This window comes from Streptomyces sp. NBRC 110611 (genome assembly GCF_001590865.1).
In the GTDB taxonomy this organism is placed as follows: Bacteria; Actinomycetota; Actinomycetes; order Streptomycetales; family Streptomycetaceae; genus Streptomyces.
On sequence record NZ_BBUY01000006.1, the window covers coordinates 40,952 to 60,578 of the forward strand.

At 73.3% G+C, this 19,627-nt stretch carries 16 protein-coding genes; 14 read left to right on the plus strand and 2 right to left on the minus strand.

What is annotated here, in order from left to right; all coding sequences use genetic code 11:
* Positions 1–125: 125 nt before the first annotated feature.
* The 7 genes from AZE13_RS15820 (at position 126) to AZE13_RS15850 (ending at position 10,143) form a co-directional block, all read left to right on the plus strand.
* Positions 126–1,532 (plus strand): nitrate/nitrite transporter, encoded by a 1,407-nt coding sequence (locus tag AZE13_RS15820; protein ID WP_079124089.1) that lies wholly within the window; start codon positions 126–128, stop codon positions 1,530–1,532.
* Positions 1,533–1,802: 270 nt separating this feature from the next.
* Complete coding sequence (locus tag AZE13_RS15825; RefSeq protein ID WP_066931526.1) at positions 1,803–3,005, plus strand: uroporphyrinogen-III synthase; 1,203 nt, start codon at positions 1,803–1,805, stop codon at positions 3,003–3,005.
* A 109-nt stretch (positions 3,006–3,114) separates the two neighbouring features.
* Entirely contained in the window at positions 3,115–3,729 is a 615-nt protein-coding gene (locus tag AZE13_RS15830) for a CGNR zinc finger domain-containing protein (protein ID WP_066931528.1), read from the plus strand.
* Positions 3,730–3,927: 198 nt separating this feature from the next.
* Positions 3,928–6,312, plus strand: a complete 2,385-nt coding sequence (locus AZE13_RS15835) for a HelD family protein (RefSeq protein ID WP_398780152.1) — start codon at positions 3,928–3,930, stop codon at positions 6,310–6,312.
* A 439-nt stretch (positions 6,313–6,751) separates the two neighbouring features.
* Positions 6,752–8,185 (plus strand): NAD-dependent malic enzyme, encoded by a 1,434-nt coding sequence (locus tag AZE13_RS15840; RefSeq protein ID WP_181690355.1) that lies wholly within the window; start codon positions 6,752–6,754, stop codon positions 8,183–8,185.
* A gap of 333 nt (positions 8,186–8,518) precedes the next feature.
* Positions 8,519–8,800: an HU family DNA-binding protein gene (locus AZE13_RS15845; protein ID WP_007382399.1), complete on the plus strand. Its 282-nt coding sequence runs from the start codon at positions 8,519–8,521 to the stop codon at positions 8,798–8,800.
* Between the two features lie 350 nt (positions 8,801–9,150).
* Positions 9,151–10,143 (plus strand): SAM-dependent methyltransferase, encoded by a 993-nt coding sequence (locus AZE13_RS15850; protein WP_066931530.1) that lies wholly within the window; start codon positions 9,151–9,153, stop codon positions 10,141–10,143.
* Positions 10,144–10,269: 126 nt separating this feature from the next.
* Here the strand turns inward: AZE13_RS15850 and murA are convergent, their stop codons facing one another.
* A complete protein-coding gene (gene murA, locus AZE13_RS15855) occupies positions 10,270–11,616 on the minus strand; it encodes a UDP-N-acetylglucosamine 1-carboxyvinyltransferase (RefSeq protein WP_066931532.1) in 1,347 nt (448 codons plus the stop codon).
* A gap of 449 nt (positions 11,617–12,065) precedes the next feature.
* Between murA and AZE13_RS15860 the strand changes: the two genes are divergently transcribed.
* On the plus strand, positions 12,066–12,770 hold the full coding sequence (locus tag AZE13_RS15860; protein ID WP_066931955.1) for a YqgE/AlgH family protein: 705 nt from the start codon (positions 12,066–12,068) through the stop codon (positions 12,768–12,770).
* A gap of 256 nt (positions 12,771–13,026) precedes the next feature.
* Complete coding sequence (locus tag AZE13_RS35645; protein ID WP_066931533.1) at positions 13,027–13,704, plus strand: hypothetical protein; 678 nt, start codon at positions 13,027–13,029, stop codon at positions 13,702–13,704.
* A 94-nt stretch (positions 13,705–13,798) separates the two neighbouring features.
* Here the strand turns inward: AZE13_RS35645 and AZE13_RS15870 are convergent, their stop codons facing one another.
* A complete protein-coding gene (locus AZE13_RS15870; RefSeq protein ID WP_066931535.1) occupies positions 13,799–14,728 on the minus strand; it encodes a LysR family transcriptional regulator in 930 nt (309 codons plus the stop codon).
* A gap of 143 nt (positions 14,729–14,871) precedes the next feature.
* On the opposite strand from AZE13_RS15870, the gene AZE13_RS15875 reads away from it, so the two are divergent.
* From AZE13_RS15875 to AZE13_RS15890, 5 genes are all read left to right on the plus strand, one after another.
* Positions 14,872–16,053, plus strand: coding sequence for an MFS transporter (locus AZE13_RS15875; RefSeq protein ID WP_066931537.1), 1,182 nt, complete (start codon positions 14,872–14,874; stop codon positions 16,051–16,053).
* On the plus strand, positions 16,040–16,339 hold the full coding sequence (locus AZE13_RS15880; protein ID WP_079124048.1) for a DUF3039 domain-containing protein: 300 nt from the start codon (positions 16,040–16,042) through the stop codon (positions 16,337–16,339). Before AZE13_RS15875 ends, AZE13_RS15880 begins: the two co-directional genes overlap by 14 nt.
* A gap of 228 nt (positions 16,340–16,567) precedes the next feature.
* Positions 16,568–16,696 carry a hypothetical protein gene (locus AZE13_RS38125; RefSeq protein ID WP_258527827.1) on the plus strand — a complete coding sequence of 43 codons (129 nt, stop codon included), beginning with the start codon at positions 16,568–16,570 and terminating at the stop codon, positions 16,694–16,696.
* A gap of 8 nt (positions 16,697–16,704) precedes the next feature.
* Positions 16,705–18,354, plus strand: a complete 1,650-nt coding sequence (locus tag AZE13_RS15885; RefSeq protein ID WP_066931541.1) for a beta-N-acetylhexosaminidase — start codon at positions 16,705–16,707, stop codon at positions 18,352–18,354.
* 364 nt (positions 18,355–18,718) lie between these two features.
* The gene (locus tag AZE13_RS15890; RefSeq protein ID WP_066931544.1) at positions 18,719–19,618 is read left to right on the plus strand and encodes an FAD binding domain-containing protein; all 900 of its coding nucleotides are present in this window, start codon (positions 18,719–18,721) and stop codon (positions 19,616–19,618) included.
* Positions 19,619–19,627: the final 9 nt, after the last annotated feature.

The following is a 19,627-nucleotide window of genomic DNA, read 5'->3' on the forward strand; positions in this document are numbered from 1 at the left end:
CCCACGCCCGCGGCGAGAACCGTCCCCCCGCCCGTGGCGAGATCCGGCCCTCCGCCCGTGGCGAGAACCGTCCCCCCACCCGCGGCGATGACGGTGCCGAGGCCCGTACCGACGGCGGCGGCCGGGTGCGGCGCGGAGGCCGGTGGATCGAGCACTGGGACCCGGAGGACGAGAGGTTCTGGCAGGAGACCGGAGAACGGGTCGCCCGGCGGAACCTGGTGTTCTCCGTGCTCTCCGAACACATCGGCTTCTCCGTCTGGAGCCTGTGGTCCGTGATGGTCCTGTTCATGGGGCCGGAGTACGGGATCGACCCGGCCGGGAAGTTCTTCCTGGTGGCGATGCCCACGCTGGTGGGCGCGGTGCTCCGGGTCCCGTACACCTTCGCGGTGGCGCTGTTCGGCGGCCGCAACTGGACGGTGCTCAGCGCGCTGCTGCTGCTGGTGCCCACCGGGGCGGCCGCGCTGGTGATGGAGCCCGGCACCTCGTACACCACGTTCCTGGTGGTCTCGACGCTGGCGGGCGTCGGCGGCGGGAACTTCGCCTCGTCGATGACGAACATCAACTCCTTCTATCCGCTGCGGAAGAAGGGGTGGGCGCTGGGGCTGAACGCCGGCGGCGGCAACGTCGGGGTGCCGGTGATCCAGCTGCTGGGGCTGCTGGTCATCGGGACGGCGGGGGCCGCTCAGCCCCGGCTCGTGCTGGCCGTCTATGTGCCGCTGATCGTGCTGGCGGCGGCGGGCGCGGCGCTGTTCATGGACAACCTCGCGCCGGTCACCAACGACACCGGGGCGGCCCTGGAGGCCGCCCGGCAGCCGCACACCTGGGTGATGGCGCTGCTGTACATCGGCACGTTCGGGTCGTTCATCGGCTACAGCTTCGCCTTCGGCCTGGTGCTGCAGAGCCAGTTCGCCCGTACGCCCCTCCAGGCGGCCTCGCTGACCTTCATCGGGCCGCTCCTGGGGTCGCTGGTCCGGCCGGTCGGCGGGCGGCTGGCCGACCGGTTCGGCGGCGCCCGGATCACCCTGGGCAACTTCGCGGCGATGGGGCTGGCCACCGGCGTGGTGATCCACGCCTCGGCGGTGCGGTCGCTGCCGGTGTTCCTCGTCGGGTTCATCGCGCTGTTCGTGCTGACCGGGCTCGGCAACGGCTCCACGTACAAGATGATCCCGGGGATCTTCCAGGCCCAGGCGGTACGCCGCGGGCTGACGGGGGAGACGGCGGCGGCGTACGGGCGGCGGCTGTCGGGTGCGTCGATGGGCCTGATCGGGGCGGTGGGCGCGCTCGGCGGGCTGGCCATCAACCTCGCCTTCCGGCAGTCGTTCCTGACGGCCGGCTCCGGCACCCCCGCCTTCGTCGCCTTCCTGTTCTGCTACGCGGTGTGCGGCGCGGTGACCTGGGCCGTATACCTTCGCCCGGTGGCGCGCGAGCGGCGTGCGGCGCGGCGCGGGGCGGCCGGGGCCGGCGCGGCGGGCACGGGCACGGGTACGCCGGGCACGGACGGGGAGCGACGCCCGGTCTACGCGGAGGTGTGAGTCCCGGCGCGCGGAGGCGTGCGGCTCGCTGCACGGCGGTGGGAGGAGCCCTGACGCGCGCAGGCGCACGGCCTGCCGCTCCGCGGGGCGAGGCCTGCGCCGGAGGCACCTCCGGGCCGTCCGGCGCCCGTCGTTACCGTGGGGAAACACCGGAGGACCGGGCCTGTCACGTGCCGTTGGCAGCCTGGGCCACCCTGGCACCCGTGCCGCGCGGGCCGCGGCGGCCGGGCGCGGACGCAGTACGACCACTCTGGGCGGAGCGGGACCACCATGCACCATCAGCAGCAGGAACACGGCGAGAAGGGCGAGCAGGGGCGGCCGGGGCCGGACGTGCGGCCGGCGGTACGGCCGCTGGACGGGTTCACCGTCGGCGTGACCGCGGCCCGGCGGGCGGAGGAACTGGGCGCGCTGCTGGCACGGCGCGGCGCCCAGGTGCTGCACGCGCCCGCGCTGCGCATCGTCCCGCTGTCGGACGACACCGAGCTGCTCGCGGTGACCCGGGACCTGATCGGCCACGCCCCCGACGTGGTCGTCGCCACCACCGCCATCGGCTTCCGCGGCTGGGTCGAGGCCGCGGAGGGCTGGGGGCTCGGCGAGGCGCTGCTGGCCCGGCTGGCCGGGGTGGAGCTGCTGGCGCGCGGGCCAAAGGTGCGCGGTGCGATCCGGGCCGCCGGACTGACCGAGAAGTGGTCACCGGCCTCCGAGTCGATGGCCGAGGTCCTGGACCGGCTGCTGGCCGAGGGCGTGGCCGGGCGACGGGTGGCGGTCCAGCTGCACGGCGAGCCGCTGCCCGGGTTCGTGGAGGCGCTGCGGGCCGGCGGCGCGGAGGTCGTCGGCGTCCCCGTGTACCGCTGGATGCCGCCGGAGGACATCGGTCCGGTCGACCGGCTCCTGGACGCGGTGACCTCGGGCGGCCTGGACGCGGTGACCTTCACCAGCGCCCCGGCCGCCGCCTCGCTGCTCAGCCGGGCGGCCGAGCGCGGTATGCGGGACGAACTGTTGCGGGCGCTGCGCACGGAGGTGCTGCCGGTGTGCGTGGGCCCGGTCACCGCGCTGCCGCTGGAGGCCGAGGACGTACCCACCCTCCAGCCGGCCCGCTTCCGGCTCGGGCCGCTGGTACAGCTGCTGTGCCGGGAACTTCCGTGCCGGGTACGGCCGTTGCCGGTGGCCGGCCGGTGGCTGGAGATCCGCGGGCACGCCGTCGTGGTGGACGGTGAGCTGCGGCCGGTGCCGCCGGCCGGGATGGCGCTGCTGCGCTCCCTCGCCCGCCGCCCCGGCTGGGTGGTCTCCCGCGCCGAACTGCTGCGGGTACTGCCGGGTACGGGCCGCGACGAGCACGCGGTGGAGACCGCGATGGCCCGGCTGCGGGTGGCGCTGGGCGCGCCCAAGCTGATCCAGACGGTCGTCAAACGCGGATACCGGCTGTCCCTGGATCCGCACGCGGACACCGACAAGTACGGCGGCGCCACGTAGCCGCGTATTCACGTAGCCACAGGGTTCCCGGCCCGGCCCGCGCCGGGCACCCTGGAAGGACACGCGCCCGGTTCCCGAGGGGCTGGTTGTCCTAAGAGGTGACAGGCACATGACGGCGCCCTGCGGCCTGCGGTTCGACTGCGGGCGGATCTGCCTGGATCTGATGGCCACCAGCGGCGGCGGGCCCGACGAACGCCTCACCGGCCCCGGCCAGTTGGCGGCCTGGCTGGTCGGCGCGGGACTGGTGCCGCGGGGCGTGCCGCTGGACGGCGTCGACGGCCGCTGGGTCGCCCGCTTCCGGGCGCTGCGCGCCCTGCTGTCCCGGGTGGTGCACGACGAGCTGCGGGGCCGGGCGGCCGATGCCGACCTGGCGCGGCTCAACGCCGTCACGGCGGCCGGGCACCCGCCCGCCCCGCGCGTGCTGCGCGCCGCCGACGGCACTCTGGCCCGTACGTTCTCCCGTCCGCCCGACTGTGCCGGGCTGCTGGCCGTGGTGGCCCGGGACGCGGTCGGGCTGCTGACCGACGCGGTGGCGCGCGGGCAGCTGCGGGAGTGCGCGGGCGAGGGCTGCCGGCTGGTCTATCTGGACACCTCGCACGGCCGGCGCCGCCGTTGGTGCTCCAGCGAGGTGTGCGGCAACCGGGAGCGGGTGGCGCGGCACCGCCGGCGCGTACGGAAGGAGATGACACGTACGGAAGGAGGCGACGCATACGGAAAGAGATGACACGTACGGAAGGAGATGACGCGCACGGAAAGAGATGAAGGGAAGCGGCCGAAGGGGAAAGGTCTGAGTCACCCGAAGTGAAGGTGTGCGGCGATATCCGATCGGATCCGCCCGATTTTGTCCCTCGCACCAGGTGCGCACTGTGCCCGGTTCGCGTACGGTTGACGGCTGCCCTACGCACAGCAGAAGGGGGCCTGGGTGGCCGCGCACAACGCCACGCACGCACCGGACCACATGCCGGACCGCGCACCGGACCATACGCCGGACCACGCGCCGGATTCCGTGCGCGACCGTGAGATCGACGCCGAGCAGACGCACCTGGACCGCGTCTACCGGCGCCTTGAAGAGAAGATCCACGAGGCGGAGTTCCTCATGGACGACGCCGCCAAGCGCGGGCAGGTCGGCACGCCCGGCGCGCTCGCCGAGCGGGACGCCCAGGTCTTCCAGGCCGGTGTCCACCTCCACCGGCTGAACTCCGAGTACGAGGACTTCCTCTTCGGCCGGATCGACCTGCTCCTCGGCAAGGACGGCAAGAAGGGCCCGGACGGCGCGTACACCTCTGTCGAGCCCGCCGAGGGCGCCATCGAGAACAACCGCGCCGCGATCGCCGAGACGCTGCACATCGGCCGCCTCGGCGTCCTCGACGCGGACTACTCGCCGCTGGTCATCGACTGGCGGGCGCCGGCCGCCGCGCCCTTCTACCGCGCCACCCCGGTCGCCCCCGGCCGGGTCGTGCGCCGCCGCGTCATCCGCTCCAAGGGCCGCAAGGTCCTCGGCGTCGAGGACGATCTGATGCGCCCCGAGGTCACCGCGACGCTGGACGGCGAGGAGCTTCCGGCGGTCGGCGACGGTGCGCTGATGGCGGCGCTCGGCCGGGCCCGCAGCCACACCATGCGGGACATCGTCGCCTCCATCCAGGCCGAGCAGGACAAGGTGATCCGGGCGCCGGCCGCCTCCGTCACCGAGGTCGAGGGCGGCCCCGGCACCGGCAAGACCGCGGTCGCCCTGCACCGCGCCGCCTACCTCCTCTACCAGGACCGGCGCCGCTACGCGGGCGGCATCCTGATCGTCTCCCCGACGCCGCTGCTGGTCGCGTACACCGAGGGCGTCCTGCCGTCGCTCGGCGAGGAGGGCCAGGTCGCCATCCGCGCGCTGGGCTCGCTGGTGGACGGCGCCGAGGCGACCGCATACGACCCGCCGGCGGTCTCCCGTATCAAGGGCTCCTCGCGGATGCAGAAGCTGCTGCGCAAGGCCGCCCGCGGCGCGCTGGAGCTGGGCACGCCCCCGGAGCGGCTGCGGGTCGTCGCCTTCGGCGGCCGCCTGGAACTGGACGCCGACAAGCTGCGCTCGATCCGTCAGGCGGCCCTCGGCGGCACCGCCCCGGTCAACCTGCTGCGCCCGCGCGCCCGCCGGCTGATCCTGGACGCCCTGTGGGCCGAGTCCGGCGCCGCCCGCCGCTACACCGACCCCGAGCTGGCCGCCGAGGCCCGCGCGGGCTTCGACGAGGACCTCACCACCGAGCCGGAGTTCCAGGAGTTCCTGGACGCCTGGTGGCCCGAGCTGACCCCGCGCGGCGTGCTGGCCGCGATGGCCGACGAGCGGCTGCTGAGCCGCTGGGCCCGGCGCATCCTCAACCCGCGCGAGGTGCGCCAACTGGCCCGCTCCCTGGGCCGGGTGACGGGTGCGGGTGACGGCCAGGGACCGCTGTCGGTGCACGACGTCGCGCTGCTGGACGAGCTCCAGCTGATCCTCGGCGCCCCGATGCGCCCGCCCCGCCCGCGCGAGGCCGACCCGCTCGACCAGCTGACCGGTCTGGAGGAGCTGACGACCTACGCGGACCGCAACGGCGGCGGCCGCGGCCGGCGCGAGCGGCTGGAGGAGGAGCGCACCGACTACGCCCACGTCATCGTCGACGAGGCGCAGGACCTGACGCCGATGCAGTGGCGGATGGTCGGCCGCCGTGGCCGGCACGCCACCTGGACCGTCGTCGGTGACCCGGCGCAGTCGTCCTGGTCCGACCCGGACGAGGCGGCGCTCGCCCGCGACGAGGCGCTCGGCACCCGTCCGCGCCGCCGCTTCACGCTCACCGTGAACTACCGCAACCCCGCGGAGATCGCCGAGCTGTCCGCCAGGGTGCTCGCGCTGGCGATGCCCGGGATGCCGGCACCGGAGGCGGTGCGCTCGACGGGCCTGGAGCCGCGCTTCGCTCTTGCCCCGGACGGCGACGGACCCGCGGGCGGCGACGAGGCGCTGGCGCGGGCCGCCGTCGCCGAGGCCGGGCGCCTGCTGGACGAGGTGGACGGCACGGTCGGCGTGGTGGTGGCCATGAACCGCCGTGAGCAGGCCCGCCGCTGGCTCGCCCCGCTCGGCGACCGGGTGGTGGCGCTGGGCTCCCTGGAGGCCAAGGGGCTGGAGTACGACGCCACGCTGGTGGTCTCGCCCGCGGAGATCGCCGACGAGTCCCCGGCCGGGCTCCGGGTCCTCTACGTGGCGCTGACCCGGGCCACCCAGCAGCTGACGGTGCTGTCCACCGCGCGGGACGAACCGGATGCGGTGGGGGTCCCCGACCTGTTGCGGGACTGAGCGGTCCGTCCGCGCGGGATTCGCTTCCGGGGACGGTTTGTTAGCCTGGGTGACGGCACCGGCTCGATCCAAGCCCCCGGGCCCAACCATCGTCGCTACGAGCGACCACTTGCCGCGAGGCGAGCATGGCGGGTCGGTGCCATTGAGCACACAAGAGGTCCACGTCACCCGGTGACGTGGACCTCTTCGCTGTGCCGGTGCGCCGGGCCGATGCACCGGGCCGGTTCGCGGTTCGCGGTGCCGGTGCGCTGTACTGCCCCCGCATCCTCTCGTACAGTGGAATGCATTTTCCGATGGCGCCCGCCGCTCGCGACCACAACGTTCGCAATGCCGGGCGGCTACCACGTACTCCGCGGTAGGTGCGACGATCGGACGGCAATCAGCACCACAGCAGCACCACAGCAACACAGCGACACGGTGAAAGCAGAGGAAGTCGGCCATGGCAACGGCGCCCAGCGTCTCCTACTCGATGACGGTCAGGCTGGAGGTGCCCGCGGGGGGAACCGCGGTCTCCCAGCTCACCACGGCCGTCGAGTCCCACGGAGGCTCGGTGATCGGCCTCGACGTCACCGCGTCCGGACACGAGAAGCTCCGTATCGACGTCACCATCGCCGCGACGTCCACGGCCCACGCCGACGAGATCGTCGAGCAGCTGCGCGGCATCGAGGGTGTCTCGCTGGGCAAGGTCTCCGACCGTACGTTCCTGATGCACCTCGGTGGCAAGATCGAGATGTCGTCGAAGCACCCCATTCGCAACCGTGACGACCTGTCCATGGTCTACACCCCCGGCGTCGCCCGGGTCTGCCAGGCCATCGCCGACAACCCCGAGGACGCCCGCCGGCTGACCATCAAGCGCAACAGCGTCGCCGTCGTCACCGACGGCTCCGCCGTCCTCGGCCTCGGCAACATCGGCCCCAAGGCCGCCCTGCCCGTCATGGAGGGCAAGGCGGCCCTCTTCAAGCGCTTCGCCGGCATCGACGCCTGGCCGATCTGCCTCGACACCCAGGACTCCGACGCGATCGTGGAGATCGTCAAGGCCATCGCCCCCGGCTTCGCCGGCATCAACCTGGAGGACATCTCCGCCCCCCGCTGCTTCGAGATCGAGGCGCGGCTGCGCGAGGCCCTCGACATCCCGGTCTTCCACGACGACCAGCACGGCACCGCCATCGTCGTGCTCGCCGCCCTCACCAACGCGCTGCGGGTCGTCGGCAAGAAGATCGGGGACGTCCGGGTCGTGATGTCCGGCGCCGGCGCGGCCGGCACCGCGATCCTCAAGCTGCTGATCGCGGCCGGCGTCCAGCACGCCGTCGTCGCCGACATCCACGGTGTGGTGCACGCCGCCCGTGCCGACCTGGTCGACGCCGACCCGGACTCGGCGCTGCGCTGGATCGCCGACAACACCAACCCCGAGGGCATCACCGGCACCCTCAAGGAGGCCGTGGTCGGCGCGGACGTGTTCATCGGCGTCTCCGCGCCCGACGTCCTGGACGGCGACGATGTGGCGCGGATGGCCGACGGCGCGATCGTGTTCGCACTCGCCAACCCCGACCCGGAGGTCGATCCGGCCATCGCCCGGCAGACCGCGGCCGTCGTGGCCACCGGCCGCTCCGACTTCCCGAACCAGATCAACAACGTCCTGGTGTTCCCCGGCGTCTTCCGCGGGCTCCTGGACGCGGCCTCCCGTACGGTGAACACGGACATGATGCTGGCCGCGGCCGGCGCCCTGGCGGACGTCGTGCTGGACGACGAGCTCAACCCGAACTACATCATCCCCAGCGTCTTCAACGAGAAGGTCGCGGGTGCGGTGGCCGACGCGGTCCGGGGGGCGGCCAAGGGCGCCGACCCGGCTGTGATGGCCACCACGGCGCTCTGAGTACGGCGCGTCGCACGACAGGCCGTCCTCAGGACCCCCATAGGGTGGCGGACAGTAAGCGACCGCCGCCCTGTGGGGCCGGCCCGGAGTGGGATCGGCACGGAGCGTCACCACTACATGAGGCAGTGGCGCTTTTCGTGTGACCCTCCTGGGTGCCGGATTGGCTTTACCGCCGCAGGTAGGGGCAGGATGCGTATTCGGGCGAGAGGGTCTGGAAACAGACCCGGGTCCGGGGACTGTCCGAGGACCTGGCAGCATCGGCTTTGCTGAGCCGAACATGCGGCTCCGCCGCGTGGCACGCCTCATTGGCAAGAAGAACACGGGAGTACAAACATGAACCGCAGTGAGCTGGTGGCCGCGCTGGCCGATCGCGCCGAGGTGACCCGCAAGGACGCCGACGCCGTCCTGGCCGCGTTCGCCGAGACCGTCGGCGAGATCGTCGCCAAGGGCGACGAGAAGGTCACCATCCCCGGCTTCCTCACCTTCGAGCGCACCCACCGTGCCGCTCGCACCGCGCGGAACCCGCAGACCGGCGACCCGATCCAGATCCCGGCCGGCTACAGCGTGAAGGTCTCCGCGGGCTCCAAGCTCAAGGAAGCCGCCAAGGGCAAGTAAGCCCGGGGGCCGGCAGGCCCTTTCCTTACATGGCGTGACAGAGCGGCCATCCTCTCCAGGGATGGCCGCTCTGCCGTGCGTACGGGCCCGTACGGCGCTGTCCTGGCTTTGCCGCTGTGCGCGGACGGTCGGGCCGGCCGTACGCCCGTCAGGCGGCCCACCACGGCCGTGCGGGGCGCGCCGGGACGCCCCGGGGGCGTCCGGAGGCCGCGGGAAAAGGGCGGCGGTATGCTGCTTCCTACCGGCGGTACCGGGTTCCTGCGGCGGTACCGGGCCGAATCCCGAATCGATTCCGAACCGACCCCCGAATCCTGAACTTCCGCACCAAAGCCCTTGGCAGGTGATGGTGGATGGTGTTGTTCGGCGCGAAGAAGACCACGAAATCCCCGGGCTACAAAGGAACGTCGCTCGAAGCGATTCGCCATCACTACGATTTTCTGGGCGATTTCTACCGGCTGATCCTGGGGCCCGAACTCGTCTACTCCTTCGGTATGTGGGAGCCCGGCGACACGCTCGAGGCGGCCCAGCTGCGCAAGCTCGACCACCACGCGGAGGCGGCGCACGCGGTGGGCGCGGCGCGGGTGCTCGATGTCGGCTGCGGGTGGGGGAGCCTGATGAAGCGGCTGGTGGAGACGCACCATGTGCAGCATGTCGTGGGGCTGACCATGAGTCCGGGGCAGGCGGCGTGGATACGTGACCAGAAGTGGCCGGGGTGCGAGGTCCGGGCCGAGAACTGGTACGACCATGAGCCGGACGGCCCGTACGACGCCATTGTCGCCATCGAGGCGATCGAGCATTTCGCGGGCAACACCATGTGGCGGGCGCAGCGGGTCGCCCGTTATCGCGAGTTCTTCCTGCGCTGCCATTCCTGGCTGCGACCGGGCGGGCGGATCTCGCTCCAGGTCAATGCCTGGAATGAGCGGGGGTGGTTCGCTTCCCTGGTATTGCCGGTGCGACCCGTGACCCGGAACGGCGATGCCGGAGATTCCGGGAGGCTCTGGGGGGTGCGGGGGATCAGGGATATCTATGACGGCGTGAAGAATGTGCGGGAGGGATTGCACGCCTCGCGCAAAGTGTTTCCCGAGTGTTCTCTGCCCACCCGTGCCGAGCTGATCGAGGCCGGCCAGGGACTCTTCAGGGTCCTGGAGGTGCGCAGTGACCGGGAGGACGGCGTGCGGACCGTACAGAGCTGGCTGGAGCGGGGGGAGGCCAACCGGGCCCGCGGTGCGGAACTCATCGGCGAGCGTGCCGTCGCCGACATTCTGCGGGAGCAGCGGGCGGGGCTGAAGTTCCTGCGGGAGGGGCGGTCCACATCGCTGCGGATGGTCCTGGAGCGGGAGTAAGGCCGCACCGCGCAGGTGCGGAGCGGAGCGGCGGCGGAGCGGTGTGAACGCCCGCACCGGCCCCTTCGGGGCTGGTGCCTTCAGGGGGCTGGTGCGGGCGCCTCGGCCGTCCGTTCAGGCTTCCGTTCAGGCTTCCGTCGTGCCGCCCGGGAGTTCCACGGAGGCGCCCAGTTTCACGAGCTTCTCCATGAAGTTCTCGTAGCCGCGGTTGATCAGGTCGATGCCGTGCACCCGGGAGGTGCCCTGCGCCGCCAGCGCCGCGATCAGGTACGAGAAGCCGCCGCGCAGGTCGGGGATGACCAGGTCGGCGCCCTGCAGCTTGGTCGGGCCGCTGACGACCGCGGAGTGCAGGAAGTTGCGCTGGCCGAAGCGGCAGGCGGAGCCGCCCAGGCACTCGCGGTAGAGCTGGATGTGGGCGCCCATCTGGTTGAGGGCGGAGGTGAAGCCGAGGCGGGACTCGTACACCGTCTCGTGGACGATGGACAGACCGGACGCCTGGGTGAGGGCGACCACCAGGGGCTGCTGCCAGTCGGTCTGGAAACCGGGGTGGACGTCGGTCTCCAGGGCGATCGCGTTGAGCGAGCCGCCCGGGTGCCAGAAGCGGATGCCCTCGTCGTCGATCTCGAAGGCGCCGCCGACCTTACGGAAGGTGTTGAGGAAGGTCATCATGGACCGCTGCTGGGCGCCGCGGACGTAGATGTTGCCTTCGGTGGCCAGCGCCGCGGAGGCCCAGGAGGCGGCCTCCAGGCGGTCGGGGAGGGCCCGGTGGGTGTAGCCGTTGAGCTTGTCGACACCGGTGATCCGGATCGTCCGGTCGGTGTCCATGGAGATGATCGCGCCCATCTTCTGCAGGACGCAGATCAGGTCCTCGATCTCCGGCTCGACGGCGGCGTTGGACAGCTCGGTGACGCCCTCGGCGAGGACGGCGGTCAGCAGCACCTGCTCGGTGGAGCCGACGGACGGGTACGGCAGCCGGATCTTGCAGCCGCGCAGGCGCTGCGGGGCCTCCAGGTACTGGCCGTCGTCGCGCTTCTCGATCTTCGCGCCGAACTGCCGCAGCACGTCGAAGTGGAAGTCCACCGGCCGGCCGCCGATGTCGCAGCCGCCGAGGCCGGGGATGAAGGCGTGGCCGAGGCGGTGCAGCAGCGGGCCGCAGAACAGGATGGGGATGCGGGAGGAGCCGGCGTGCGCGTCGATGTCGGCGACGTTGGCGCTCTCGACGTGCGAGGGGTCGAGGACCAGCTCGCCCGGCTCGTCACCAGGGCGGACCGTGACGCCGTGCAGCTGCAGCAGCCCGCGCACCACGCGTACGTCGCGGATGTCGGGGACGTTGCGCAGCCGGCTGGGGCCGCTGCCGAGCAGGGCGGCGACCATGGCCTTCGGCACTAGGTTCTTCGCACCGCGAACCCGGATCTCGCCCTCGAGCGGGGTGCCGCCGTGGACAAGCAGTACGTCGTCAGTAGAGACGGTCATGGATCTCGCGTTCCTGGAGACGGGCAGGGCCAAGCAGAAATGGTAAGGGCGCCGAAGGGTGTGCCCGTGTGCACGTACAGGCCCTGAGCATGTAATGGCTTTGTCACAACACGCTGGGCTACGATCCGCCTTTGCTCTGTAATCTCCCTATGGGGGGAAAGCTTGCGGAATGTCGCGCATAAAGACCTCGTTGATCCGAGCGGGGTGAACGGACCGTGAGCGGGCCTCCACAGGTCCGGACGGGCCTCGGAGAATAAGCGGTATCCGTCACGTGCGCCGGCACCGCCCTGTACATGTGCGTCGGCACTGCCCCGTATATGCGCGTCGGCACTGCCCCTGTACGCGTGTGCACACGTGCGCCGGGGCTGCCGCCGTACGCCCTGTACTGCTCTTGTGCGGGAGTGGGTATTGACTCCCCGCTCCGGGGGGAAGTGCGGGATCATGTGACCATGACCGAGGTGTCCTCGCTGACCGGCCGGCTGCTCGTCGCGACACCCGCGCTCGCCGATCCGAACTTCGACCGCGCGGTGGTGCTGCTGCTCGATCACGACGAGGAAGGCTCCCTCGGTGTGATCCTCAATCGTCCGACCCCGGTCGGCGTCGCCGACATCCTCGCGCCGTGGGCCGCGCTGGCGGGTGAACCGGGGGTGGTCTTCCAGGGCGGCCCGGTATCGCTGGATTCGGCGCTCGGGGTGGCCGTGGTGCCCGGCGCGCTGTCCGGCGAGGGCGGCGTCTCCTCCGTGGACGGCGGCGGCCGCCCGGACGGTGACGGTGACGGTGACGGCGGGGCCGGCCAGGGGGGCGAGGGGACGGCGGCCGGGGTGCACCCCGCCGACCCGGGCGCTGTGCAGTCGGGTGAGGAGCCGCTCGGCTGGCGGAGGGTGCACGGTGCGATCGGGCTGGTCGATCTGGAGGCTCCGCCGGAGCTGCTCGCCGCGGTGCTCGGCAGCCTGCGGATCTTCGCGGGGTACGCGGGCTGGGGGCCGGGCCAGCTGGAGGACGAGCTGGTGGAGGGGGCCTGGTACGTCGTCGAGTCCGAGCCGGGCGACGTCTCCTCGCCCGACCCCGAGCAGCTGTGGCGGGCGGTGCTGCGGCGCCAGCGCAACGAGCTGGCGATGGTGGCGACCTATCCGGACGACCCGTCGCTGAACTAGGGCCTGTCCGATGGGTCCGCGTGGGCCCGCGGCGGCCCATCGGACAGGCCCTAGTGCCCGTCTCCGCGCCCTGCGTCATGCTCCGCTGCGTGCTCCGGCCTGCGCTCCTGTGCGCCCCGAGATTTGGTTGAGGAATTAATCATTTCGGCGGTTTCGCCAGGGGTCACTGTCAGTCCCCGTCGCTATGGTTCGAGGTGACAGGGGACGGTGCGCGGCCGCCCCGACGGGCCGCGCCGGAGAGCGGGGGAGAGCCGCCATGCACAGGCCGAGTGTGCCCGAGGACCTGGACCATCCGGAGCGGCTCTGGGCGCGCGCCGCGACGCTCGCGGTGGTCGCGGCCGCCGTGGACGACTGGGACGAATTCACCTTCGGCGCCCAGGGTTTGCGGTGCTGGAACGCCGGCGGCGCGTACTGGTGGTGGCTGAAGCTGTACGACGACGGCCGGGCCCTGCTCTGCGGCCAGGACGCGGACGCCAGTTACACGCGCGACGGCGGCCGCCGGATCGACTTCCTGGCGGGCGGCCCCGACTGGCTGCCCCGGGAGCAGCTGCGGCAGGACGCCGAAGGCGAGCTCCTCGGCTTCGTCTACTGGTGGGAGGGCGGGGTCTGGGCCCGCGCGCCGTACCCCGGGAATCTGCCGGACGACGGGCTGGGGATGGCGGTGGGCTGGGCCGCGCCCGGTGATGCCGCGGTCGGGCGGATCGTCGGCGGCCTGGTGGCCCGTACGGAGACCGAGGTGGACGCCACGGCCGCGGTGCGCGCCTTCATCGCCGCGGCTCAGGCCCGTGCGGTCGGCGCGCAGGACGTCGCCGCGCTGCTGGACGCGGTCTGCGGCCGGGACTCCTGGTACGAGGTCCGGCCGGAGGCGGCCCTGGCGTTCGCGGAACAGCTGGGCCTGACGGCCGGCGACCGCGGCGGGGTGGCGGTCTCCTAGGGCCTGTCGTCAAACTCCCGTCACCCAGGAACCAATTACTCTCCGTAATCGTTGCCGTAATAAGGAGGAGGCAGGCGGCACCACGGCCACCCCGTCAACAAAGGGCCGCGCTTCCGGGTGTGCCGGTGTCCCCCAAGGTGAGGAAGCGCTCGGCGAGCGGATGGGCGTCGCGTGCCGGCCGGGCCAGGTGGACGGGCACGGACGGTGCGTTCTTCAGGCGGAGGTAGCGGATCCCGGGGTGGGTGTGACGCCGGGCCACCGGCTCCGGGGCCACCCCGATGCCGTACCCGGCGGCGACCGACTCCAGCCACTCGTCGATGTTCCCCGCGGTGCAGGACAGCCGGGGCCGCCGTCCCTCGGGCCACAGTTCGGGCCGGGTGCTGCCGGTGACGGTGTTGACCACCAGCGGCAGCCCGGCCAGCTCGGTCCAGTCCAGCACCCGGCGGCGGGCCACCGCCCGGACCGCGGCGGCCGTCCGCTCCGGGGCGTTACGGGGCAGGGCCGCGACCCGCGGCTCGTGCAGCAGGAGTGTGCTGCACAGCCCGGCGTCCGGGGGGACCTCGCCGCGCAGCACCGCGACGTCCGACTCACCGGTCTCCAGCCCGGCGAGCGGGGTGTCCCGGCGTACCAGCCGGACGCCGGCGCCGGTCGCCGCCTCGAAGGACGCGACGAGCGTGGTGCAGGCGGCGGGCAGCAGGGAGGTGAAGCCCAGCCGCAGGATCGCCCGTCCGGCGGGCGGGCGCAGCACCGCGGCCAGCCGGGGGAGCAGCGGGGCCAGGTCGTCGTGGAGCCGCCGCCCGGCGTCGGTGAGTTCGACCCGGCGGGTCGTGCGGTCCAGCAGCCGGACGCCGAGCGTGGTCTCCAGCGCCCGCACGGTCCGGGTGAGCGCGGGCTGGCCGGTCCGCAGCCGGTCCGCGGCGTGGGTGAAGCTGCGCTCCTCGGCGACGGCGAGGAAGCCGCGCAGGTGCCGCAGCTCGACGCCGTCGAGGGCGGTGAGGGCGGCCAGGACGCTGTCGTCATTCATGCCGCCTCAGCATAAGTGCACCCCAGTGGGCATTTCCCGGAGTATCCGGAGACTCCCTACGGTTCCCGGGTCGGTTCATCCCGGGCCGGGACGGCGCGTCACCGCGTCACCCCGCGCCCGGACGATCAGGGGAGACGGTTACGGTGCGCAAGGTCTGGCTGCTGACGCTGGGGGCGTTCACCCTCGGCCTGGACGCCTATGTGATGGCGGGGCTGCTGCCCGTCCTCGCGGCGGACATCGGGACCCGGGTGGCGCTGGCGGGCCAGCTGGTCACGGTCTTCACGCTGGCGTACGCGATCGCGGCCCCGCTGGTCGCCGGTCTGCTCTCCGGCGTCCGGCCCCGGCTGCTGATCCTGGTCGCGCTGGCGGTCTTCACCCTCGGCAACGCTGCCACGGCCCTGGCTCCCTCGCTGGGCGCACTGCTGGCGGCCCGGGCGGTCGCGGGCGCCGGGGCGGGCGTCTACTCGGCGCTGTCCACGGCGGCGGCCGCCGCACTGGTGCCGTCCGGGCGGCGCGGCCGGGCGCTGGCCCTGGTGATGGGCGGGATGAGTGCGGGCACGGTCCTGGGCGTGCCGATCGGGGTGCTGCTGGCCGAGCACACCGGGTGGCGGGCCACGATGTGGCTGCTCACCGGCCTCGGCGCGGTGGCGCTCGTCGGTCTGGCGGCGCTGCTGCCGCAGGTGCCGGCCGGACCCGTGGTGCCGGTACGGGCCCGGCTGGCGGCCCTCACGGACCGCGCGGTGGCCCCCGTCGTCGGGGTCTCCTTCCTCGCCGCGGTGGCCAGCCTCGGGCTGTACACCTATCTCGCGCCGGTGCTGGCCGCGGCGGGCGGCGTCGAGGGGGTCGCCCCGTACCTGTGGGCCTGGGGCGCCGGCGGGGTGCTGGGCAGCCTGGTCGCCGGACCGCTGGTCGACCGTACGGGGCGGGTGCGGGCGCTGGTCACCGGGGTGCTGGCGGTGATCGTCGTGGCGCAGGCGCTGCTGCCGTCGCTGGCCGCCGTCGCGCTGCCCGGCGCGGTGGTCGCGCTGGTGGTGTGGGGCGCCGCGGGCTGGGCGGCGCAGGTGCCCCAGCAGCACCGGCTGCTGGAGGCCGGCGCGGAGCGCGGCACGGTCGCCCTCGCCCTGAACAATTCGGCGCTCTACCTGGGCAGCGCGGTCGGCTCGGCGCTCGGCGGGCTGGCGCTCGGCGCGGGCCTGGCCCCGTACGCGCTGCCGTGGGTGGCCGCCGGGGTGGCGGCCGCGGGGCTCGTGCTCCATCTGGTAGCGGGCCGACGCTCCCGGGTCGCGGCGGGCGTGAGTACCCTTGGCACTTATGAGCACTCTTGAGCCCGAGCGCGGGGCAGGTACGGGGACCCTCGTAGAGCCGACACCGCAGGTGTCGCACGGCGACGGCGACCACGAGCGCTTCGCCCACTATGTCCAGAAGGACAAGATCATGGCGAGCGCGCTCGACGGGACCCCCGTCGTGGCGCTCTGCGGCAAGGTGTGGGTGCCGGGCCGCGACCCGAAGAAGTACCCCGTCTGCCCCATGTGCAAGGAGATCTACGAGTCCATGGGCGCCGGCGGCGACAAGGGCAAGGGCGGCAACGGCAAGGACGGCGGCAAGCAGTAGCCGCCGCGGCCGCCGGCCCCGGCGGCCCGGCCGGGCCGCGGCGCCCCGGCAGCGCACACGCGGGCCGCGGCGCCCGGCAGGCCAACAGCCGGAGCCGCAGGGCGGATTGAGCGGCCATACGGTGACGTCTCCCGCCACGACACCCCGCCCGGACGACGGGCCCAGGTCCTTCACGGACCCGGGCCCGTTGCCGTACCCGGGCGTTCCGCCCACCGCCGGGGACGGGAGATGGCAGCATCGACCGTGAAGACCATCCCCGTGCTGGTCTTCCGCTGCTCTTCTCCGTACTCGTACAGCGCCGACCGGCTCCGGTCCTGCGTCCTGGCCCCGGGCCCGGGCGGCGCGGTGAAGGACTGACTGACGGCATGCCGGACACAGACATCCACCCGGAACAGGCCGGCCTGATCCCGGCACCGCTGAGCGTCGACGGACCGCACCCCGGCACCGTCCAGCTCGGCGCGGACACCGCCCTCGCCGCCGCACCCGGCACCGAGGACACCGCACGCTGGCTGCGCGCGACCCTCGGCGCGGCCTTCGGACTGCCGCTGCCGCCCGGCTCACCCGAGGCGGCCGACACCCTCTCGCTCGCCCTCGACCCCGCCCTCCCGGCGGAGGGCTATCGCCTGGAGGCCGACGCCCGTTGGGGCGTACGGATCGCCGGCGGCGGCCCGGCCGGTGTCTTCTGGGGAGCCCAGACGCTCCGTCAGCTCCTCGGCCCGCCGGCCTTCCGCCGGGCCCCGCTCGCTCCGGACCGCCCCGTCCTCCTGCCGGAGCTGACCATCGAGGACGGCCCCCGCTTCGGCTGGCGCGGCATGCTGCTCGACGTCGCACGGCACTTCCTGCCCAAGGACGGCGTGCTGCGCTATATCGACCTGCTCGCCGCCCACAAACTCAACGTCCTCCACCTCCACCTCACCGACGACCAGGGCTGGCGCATCGAGATCGCCCGCTATCCGGAGCTCACCGCGACCGGCGGCTGGCGCGAGCGCACCAAGATCGGCCACCGCGCCTCCCCCCTCTGGGACGACCGCCCGCACGGCGGCTACTACACCCACGACGACATCCGCGAGATCGTCGCCTACGCCGCCCAGCGGCATATCACCGTCGTCCCCGAGATCGACATCCCCGGACACTCGCAGGCCGCCATCGCCGCGTACCCGGAACTCGGCAACACCGACGTCATCGACACCACCTCCCTGAAGGTCTGGGACACCTGGGGCGTCAACCCCAACGTACTGGCGCCCACCGACAACACCCTCCGGTTCTACGAACACGTCCTGGAGGAGGTCCTCGACCTCTTCCCCTCGCCGTTCGTGCACATCGGCGGCGACGAGTGCCCCAAGGACCAGTGGCGGGCGTCCGCCACCGCCCAGGCCCGGATCGCCGCGCTGGCACTGGCCGACGAGGACGGGCTGCAGAGCTGGTTCATCCGGCACTTCGACCGCTGGCTCGCCGACCGCGGACGGCGGCTGATCGGCTGGGACGAGATCCTCGAAGGCGGCCTGGCCGACGGCGCGGCCGTCTCCTCCTGGCGCGGCTACGCCGGCGGGGTCGCCGCCGCCAAGGCCGGCCACGACGTCGTCATGTGCCCCGAACAGCAGGTCTACCTGGACCACCGTCAGCACCCGTCCCCCGACGAGCCGGTGCCGATCGGCTACGTCCGCACCCTTGAGGACGTCTACCGATTCGAGCCGGTACCACCCGAACTGACGGCAGACCAGGCCGCGCACGTCCTGGGCACCCAGGCCAACGCCTGGACGGAGGTCATGGACACTCAGGCGCGCCTCGACTACCAGGTCTTCCCGCGGCTGGCCGCCTTCGCCGAGGTCGCCTGGTCACGGCTGCCGGCCCCGGCCGACCGCGACTACCGGGACTTCACCCGGCGGATGGCCGGCCACTACGCCCGCCTCGACGCCCTCGGTGTCGACTACCGCCCGCCCGGCGGCCCCCGGCCCTGGCAGAAACGCCCCGGAGTGCTCGGACGCCCGATCGACGGGGCGCCCCCGAACGTGTGAGGCCCGTACCGCCCCCGGGGGCGCCTCAGGACCGCCGGGGGCGCGCCGGCGGCCGGGCGCGGCGCGCTGCCCGGCGGGCGCCGTACCCGGCCGCGCGCCGCGCCCCCTCAACCGGCGGTGGTCCCTGTCGTCGGACTCCCGCCTGCCCCGCGGCGGACGACGGGAGCGCGGTGACAGGGCCCGGACGGGACCCGTCCAGCGGACGAAACCGGACCAGCGCTCCCGAGTGGTGACGGACCGCCGCTTCGTGGACCCTCGCGCCGAGGGGCCACGAAGATGTGCCAGAGTTGCCACGTCCGGGCTGGGAGCACGTACCGTACGGCGGAGCGGAACTGCCGGGACACCCGGGGAAGGGGCAGCTGGCTTGACCACGCACGCACCGCACGCGTCGCACACGGTGACGTTGCCGGCCTCGCTCGACGAGGCGGTGGCGGCGCTCACCGCCATGCCCGCCGCCGTGCCCGTCGCGGGCGGCACGGACCTCATGGCGGCGGTCAACGCCGGACTCCTCAGACCGGCAGCCCTGGTGGGCCTCGGCCGGATCAGCGAGATCCGCGGCTGGCAGTACCTGGACGGCCATGCGCTGCTCGGCGCCGGACTGACCCACGCCCGTATGGGGCGCCCCGACTTCGCCGCCCTGATCCCCGGGCTGGCCGCCGCCGCGCGCGCGGCTGGCCCGCCGCAGATCCGCAACGCGGGCACCCTCGGCGGCAACATCGTGACCTCCGCCCCTACGGGCGACACCCTCCCGGTGCTCGCCGCCCTGGAGGCCACGGTGATCATCGCCGGCCCCGGGGGGACCCGCCGCGAGATCCCGGTCAGTCACCTCCTGGCCGGCCGCGAGCTGCTGCACCCCGGCGAACTCGTCGGTTTCGTACGGGTACCGCTGCTGCACGCCCCGCAGGCCTTCCTGAAGGCCGGCGGCCGTACCGGACCCGGGCGCGCCACCGCGTCGGTCGCGCTCGTCCTGGACCCCGCCCGGCGCGGTGTGCGCTGCGCGGTCGGCGCGGTCGCCGCCATGCCGCTGCGCCCCCTGGAGGCCGAGCAGTGGGTGGCGTCGATCATCGACTGGGACGGCGAACGCGCCCTGGTGCCCGAGGCGCTGACCGCCTTCGGCGACTACGTCGCCGCCGCCTGCATCCCGGACCCGGTGCCGTCGGCGGACGGTTCCGAACCCGCGCCCCTGCCGCCCGCCGCGCTGCACCTGCGCCGTACGGTGGCGGCACTGGCCCGCCGCGCACTCGGGAGGGCGCTCTCGGCATGAACGAGCGGA

Excerpts from the sequence above, each read along its gene's own strand:
- AZE13_RS35645 (WP_066931533.1), top strand. The coding sequence starts at position 13,027 with ATGCACAGGCCGAGTGTGCCCGAGGACCTGGACCATCCGGAGCGGCTC.
- AZE13_RS15860 (WP_066931955.1), top strand. The coding sequence starts at position 12,066 with ATGACCGAGGTGTCCTCGCTGACCGGCCGGCTGCTCGTCGCGACACCC.
- AZE13_RS15870 (WP_066931535.1), bottom strand. The coding sequence starts at position 14,728 with ATGAATGACGACAGCGTCCTGGCCGCCCTCACCGCCCTCGACGGCGTC.
- murA (WP_066931532.1), bottom strand. The coding sequence starts at position 11,616 with ATGACCGTCTCTACTGACGACGTACTGCTTGTCCACGGCGGCACCCCG.
- AZE13_RS15845 (WP_007382399.1), top strand. The coding sequence starts at position 8,519 with ATGAACCGCAGTGAGCTGGTGGCCGCGCTGGCCGATCGCGCCGAGGTG.
- AZE13_RS15825 (WP_066931526.1), top strand. The coding sequence starts at position 1,803 with ATGCACCATCAGCAGCAGGAACACGGCGAGAAGGGCGAGCAGGGGCGG.
- AZE13_RS15885 (WP_066931541.1), top strand. The coding sequence starts at position 16,705 with ATGCCGGACACAGACATCCACCCGGAACAGGCCGGCCTGATCCCGGCA.
- AZE13_RS38125 (WP_258527827.1), top strand. The coding sequence starts at position 16,568 with ATGGCAGCATCGACCGTGAAGACCATCCCCGTGCTGGTCTTCCGCTGC.
- AZE13_RS15830 (WP_066931528.1), top strand. The coding sequence starts at position 3,115 with ATGACGGCGCCCTGCGGCCTGCGGTTCGACTGCGGGCGGATCTGCCTG.
- AZE13_RS15850 (WP_066931530.1), top strand. The coding sequence starts at position 9,151 with ATGGTGTTGTTCGGCGCGAAGAAGACCACGAAATCCCCGGGCTACAAA.
- AZE13_RS15880 (WP_079124048.1), top strand. The coding sequence starts at position 16,040 with ATGAGCACTCTTGAGCCCGAGCGCGGGGCAGGTACGGGGACCCTCGTA.
- AZE13_RS15840 (WP_181690355.1), top strand. The coding sequence starts at position 6,752 with ATGGCAACGGCGCCCAGCGTCTCCTACTCGATGACGGTCAGGCTGGAG.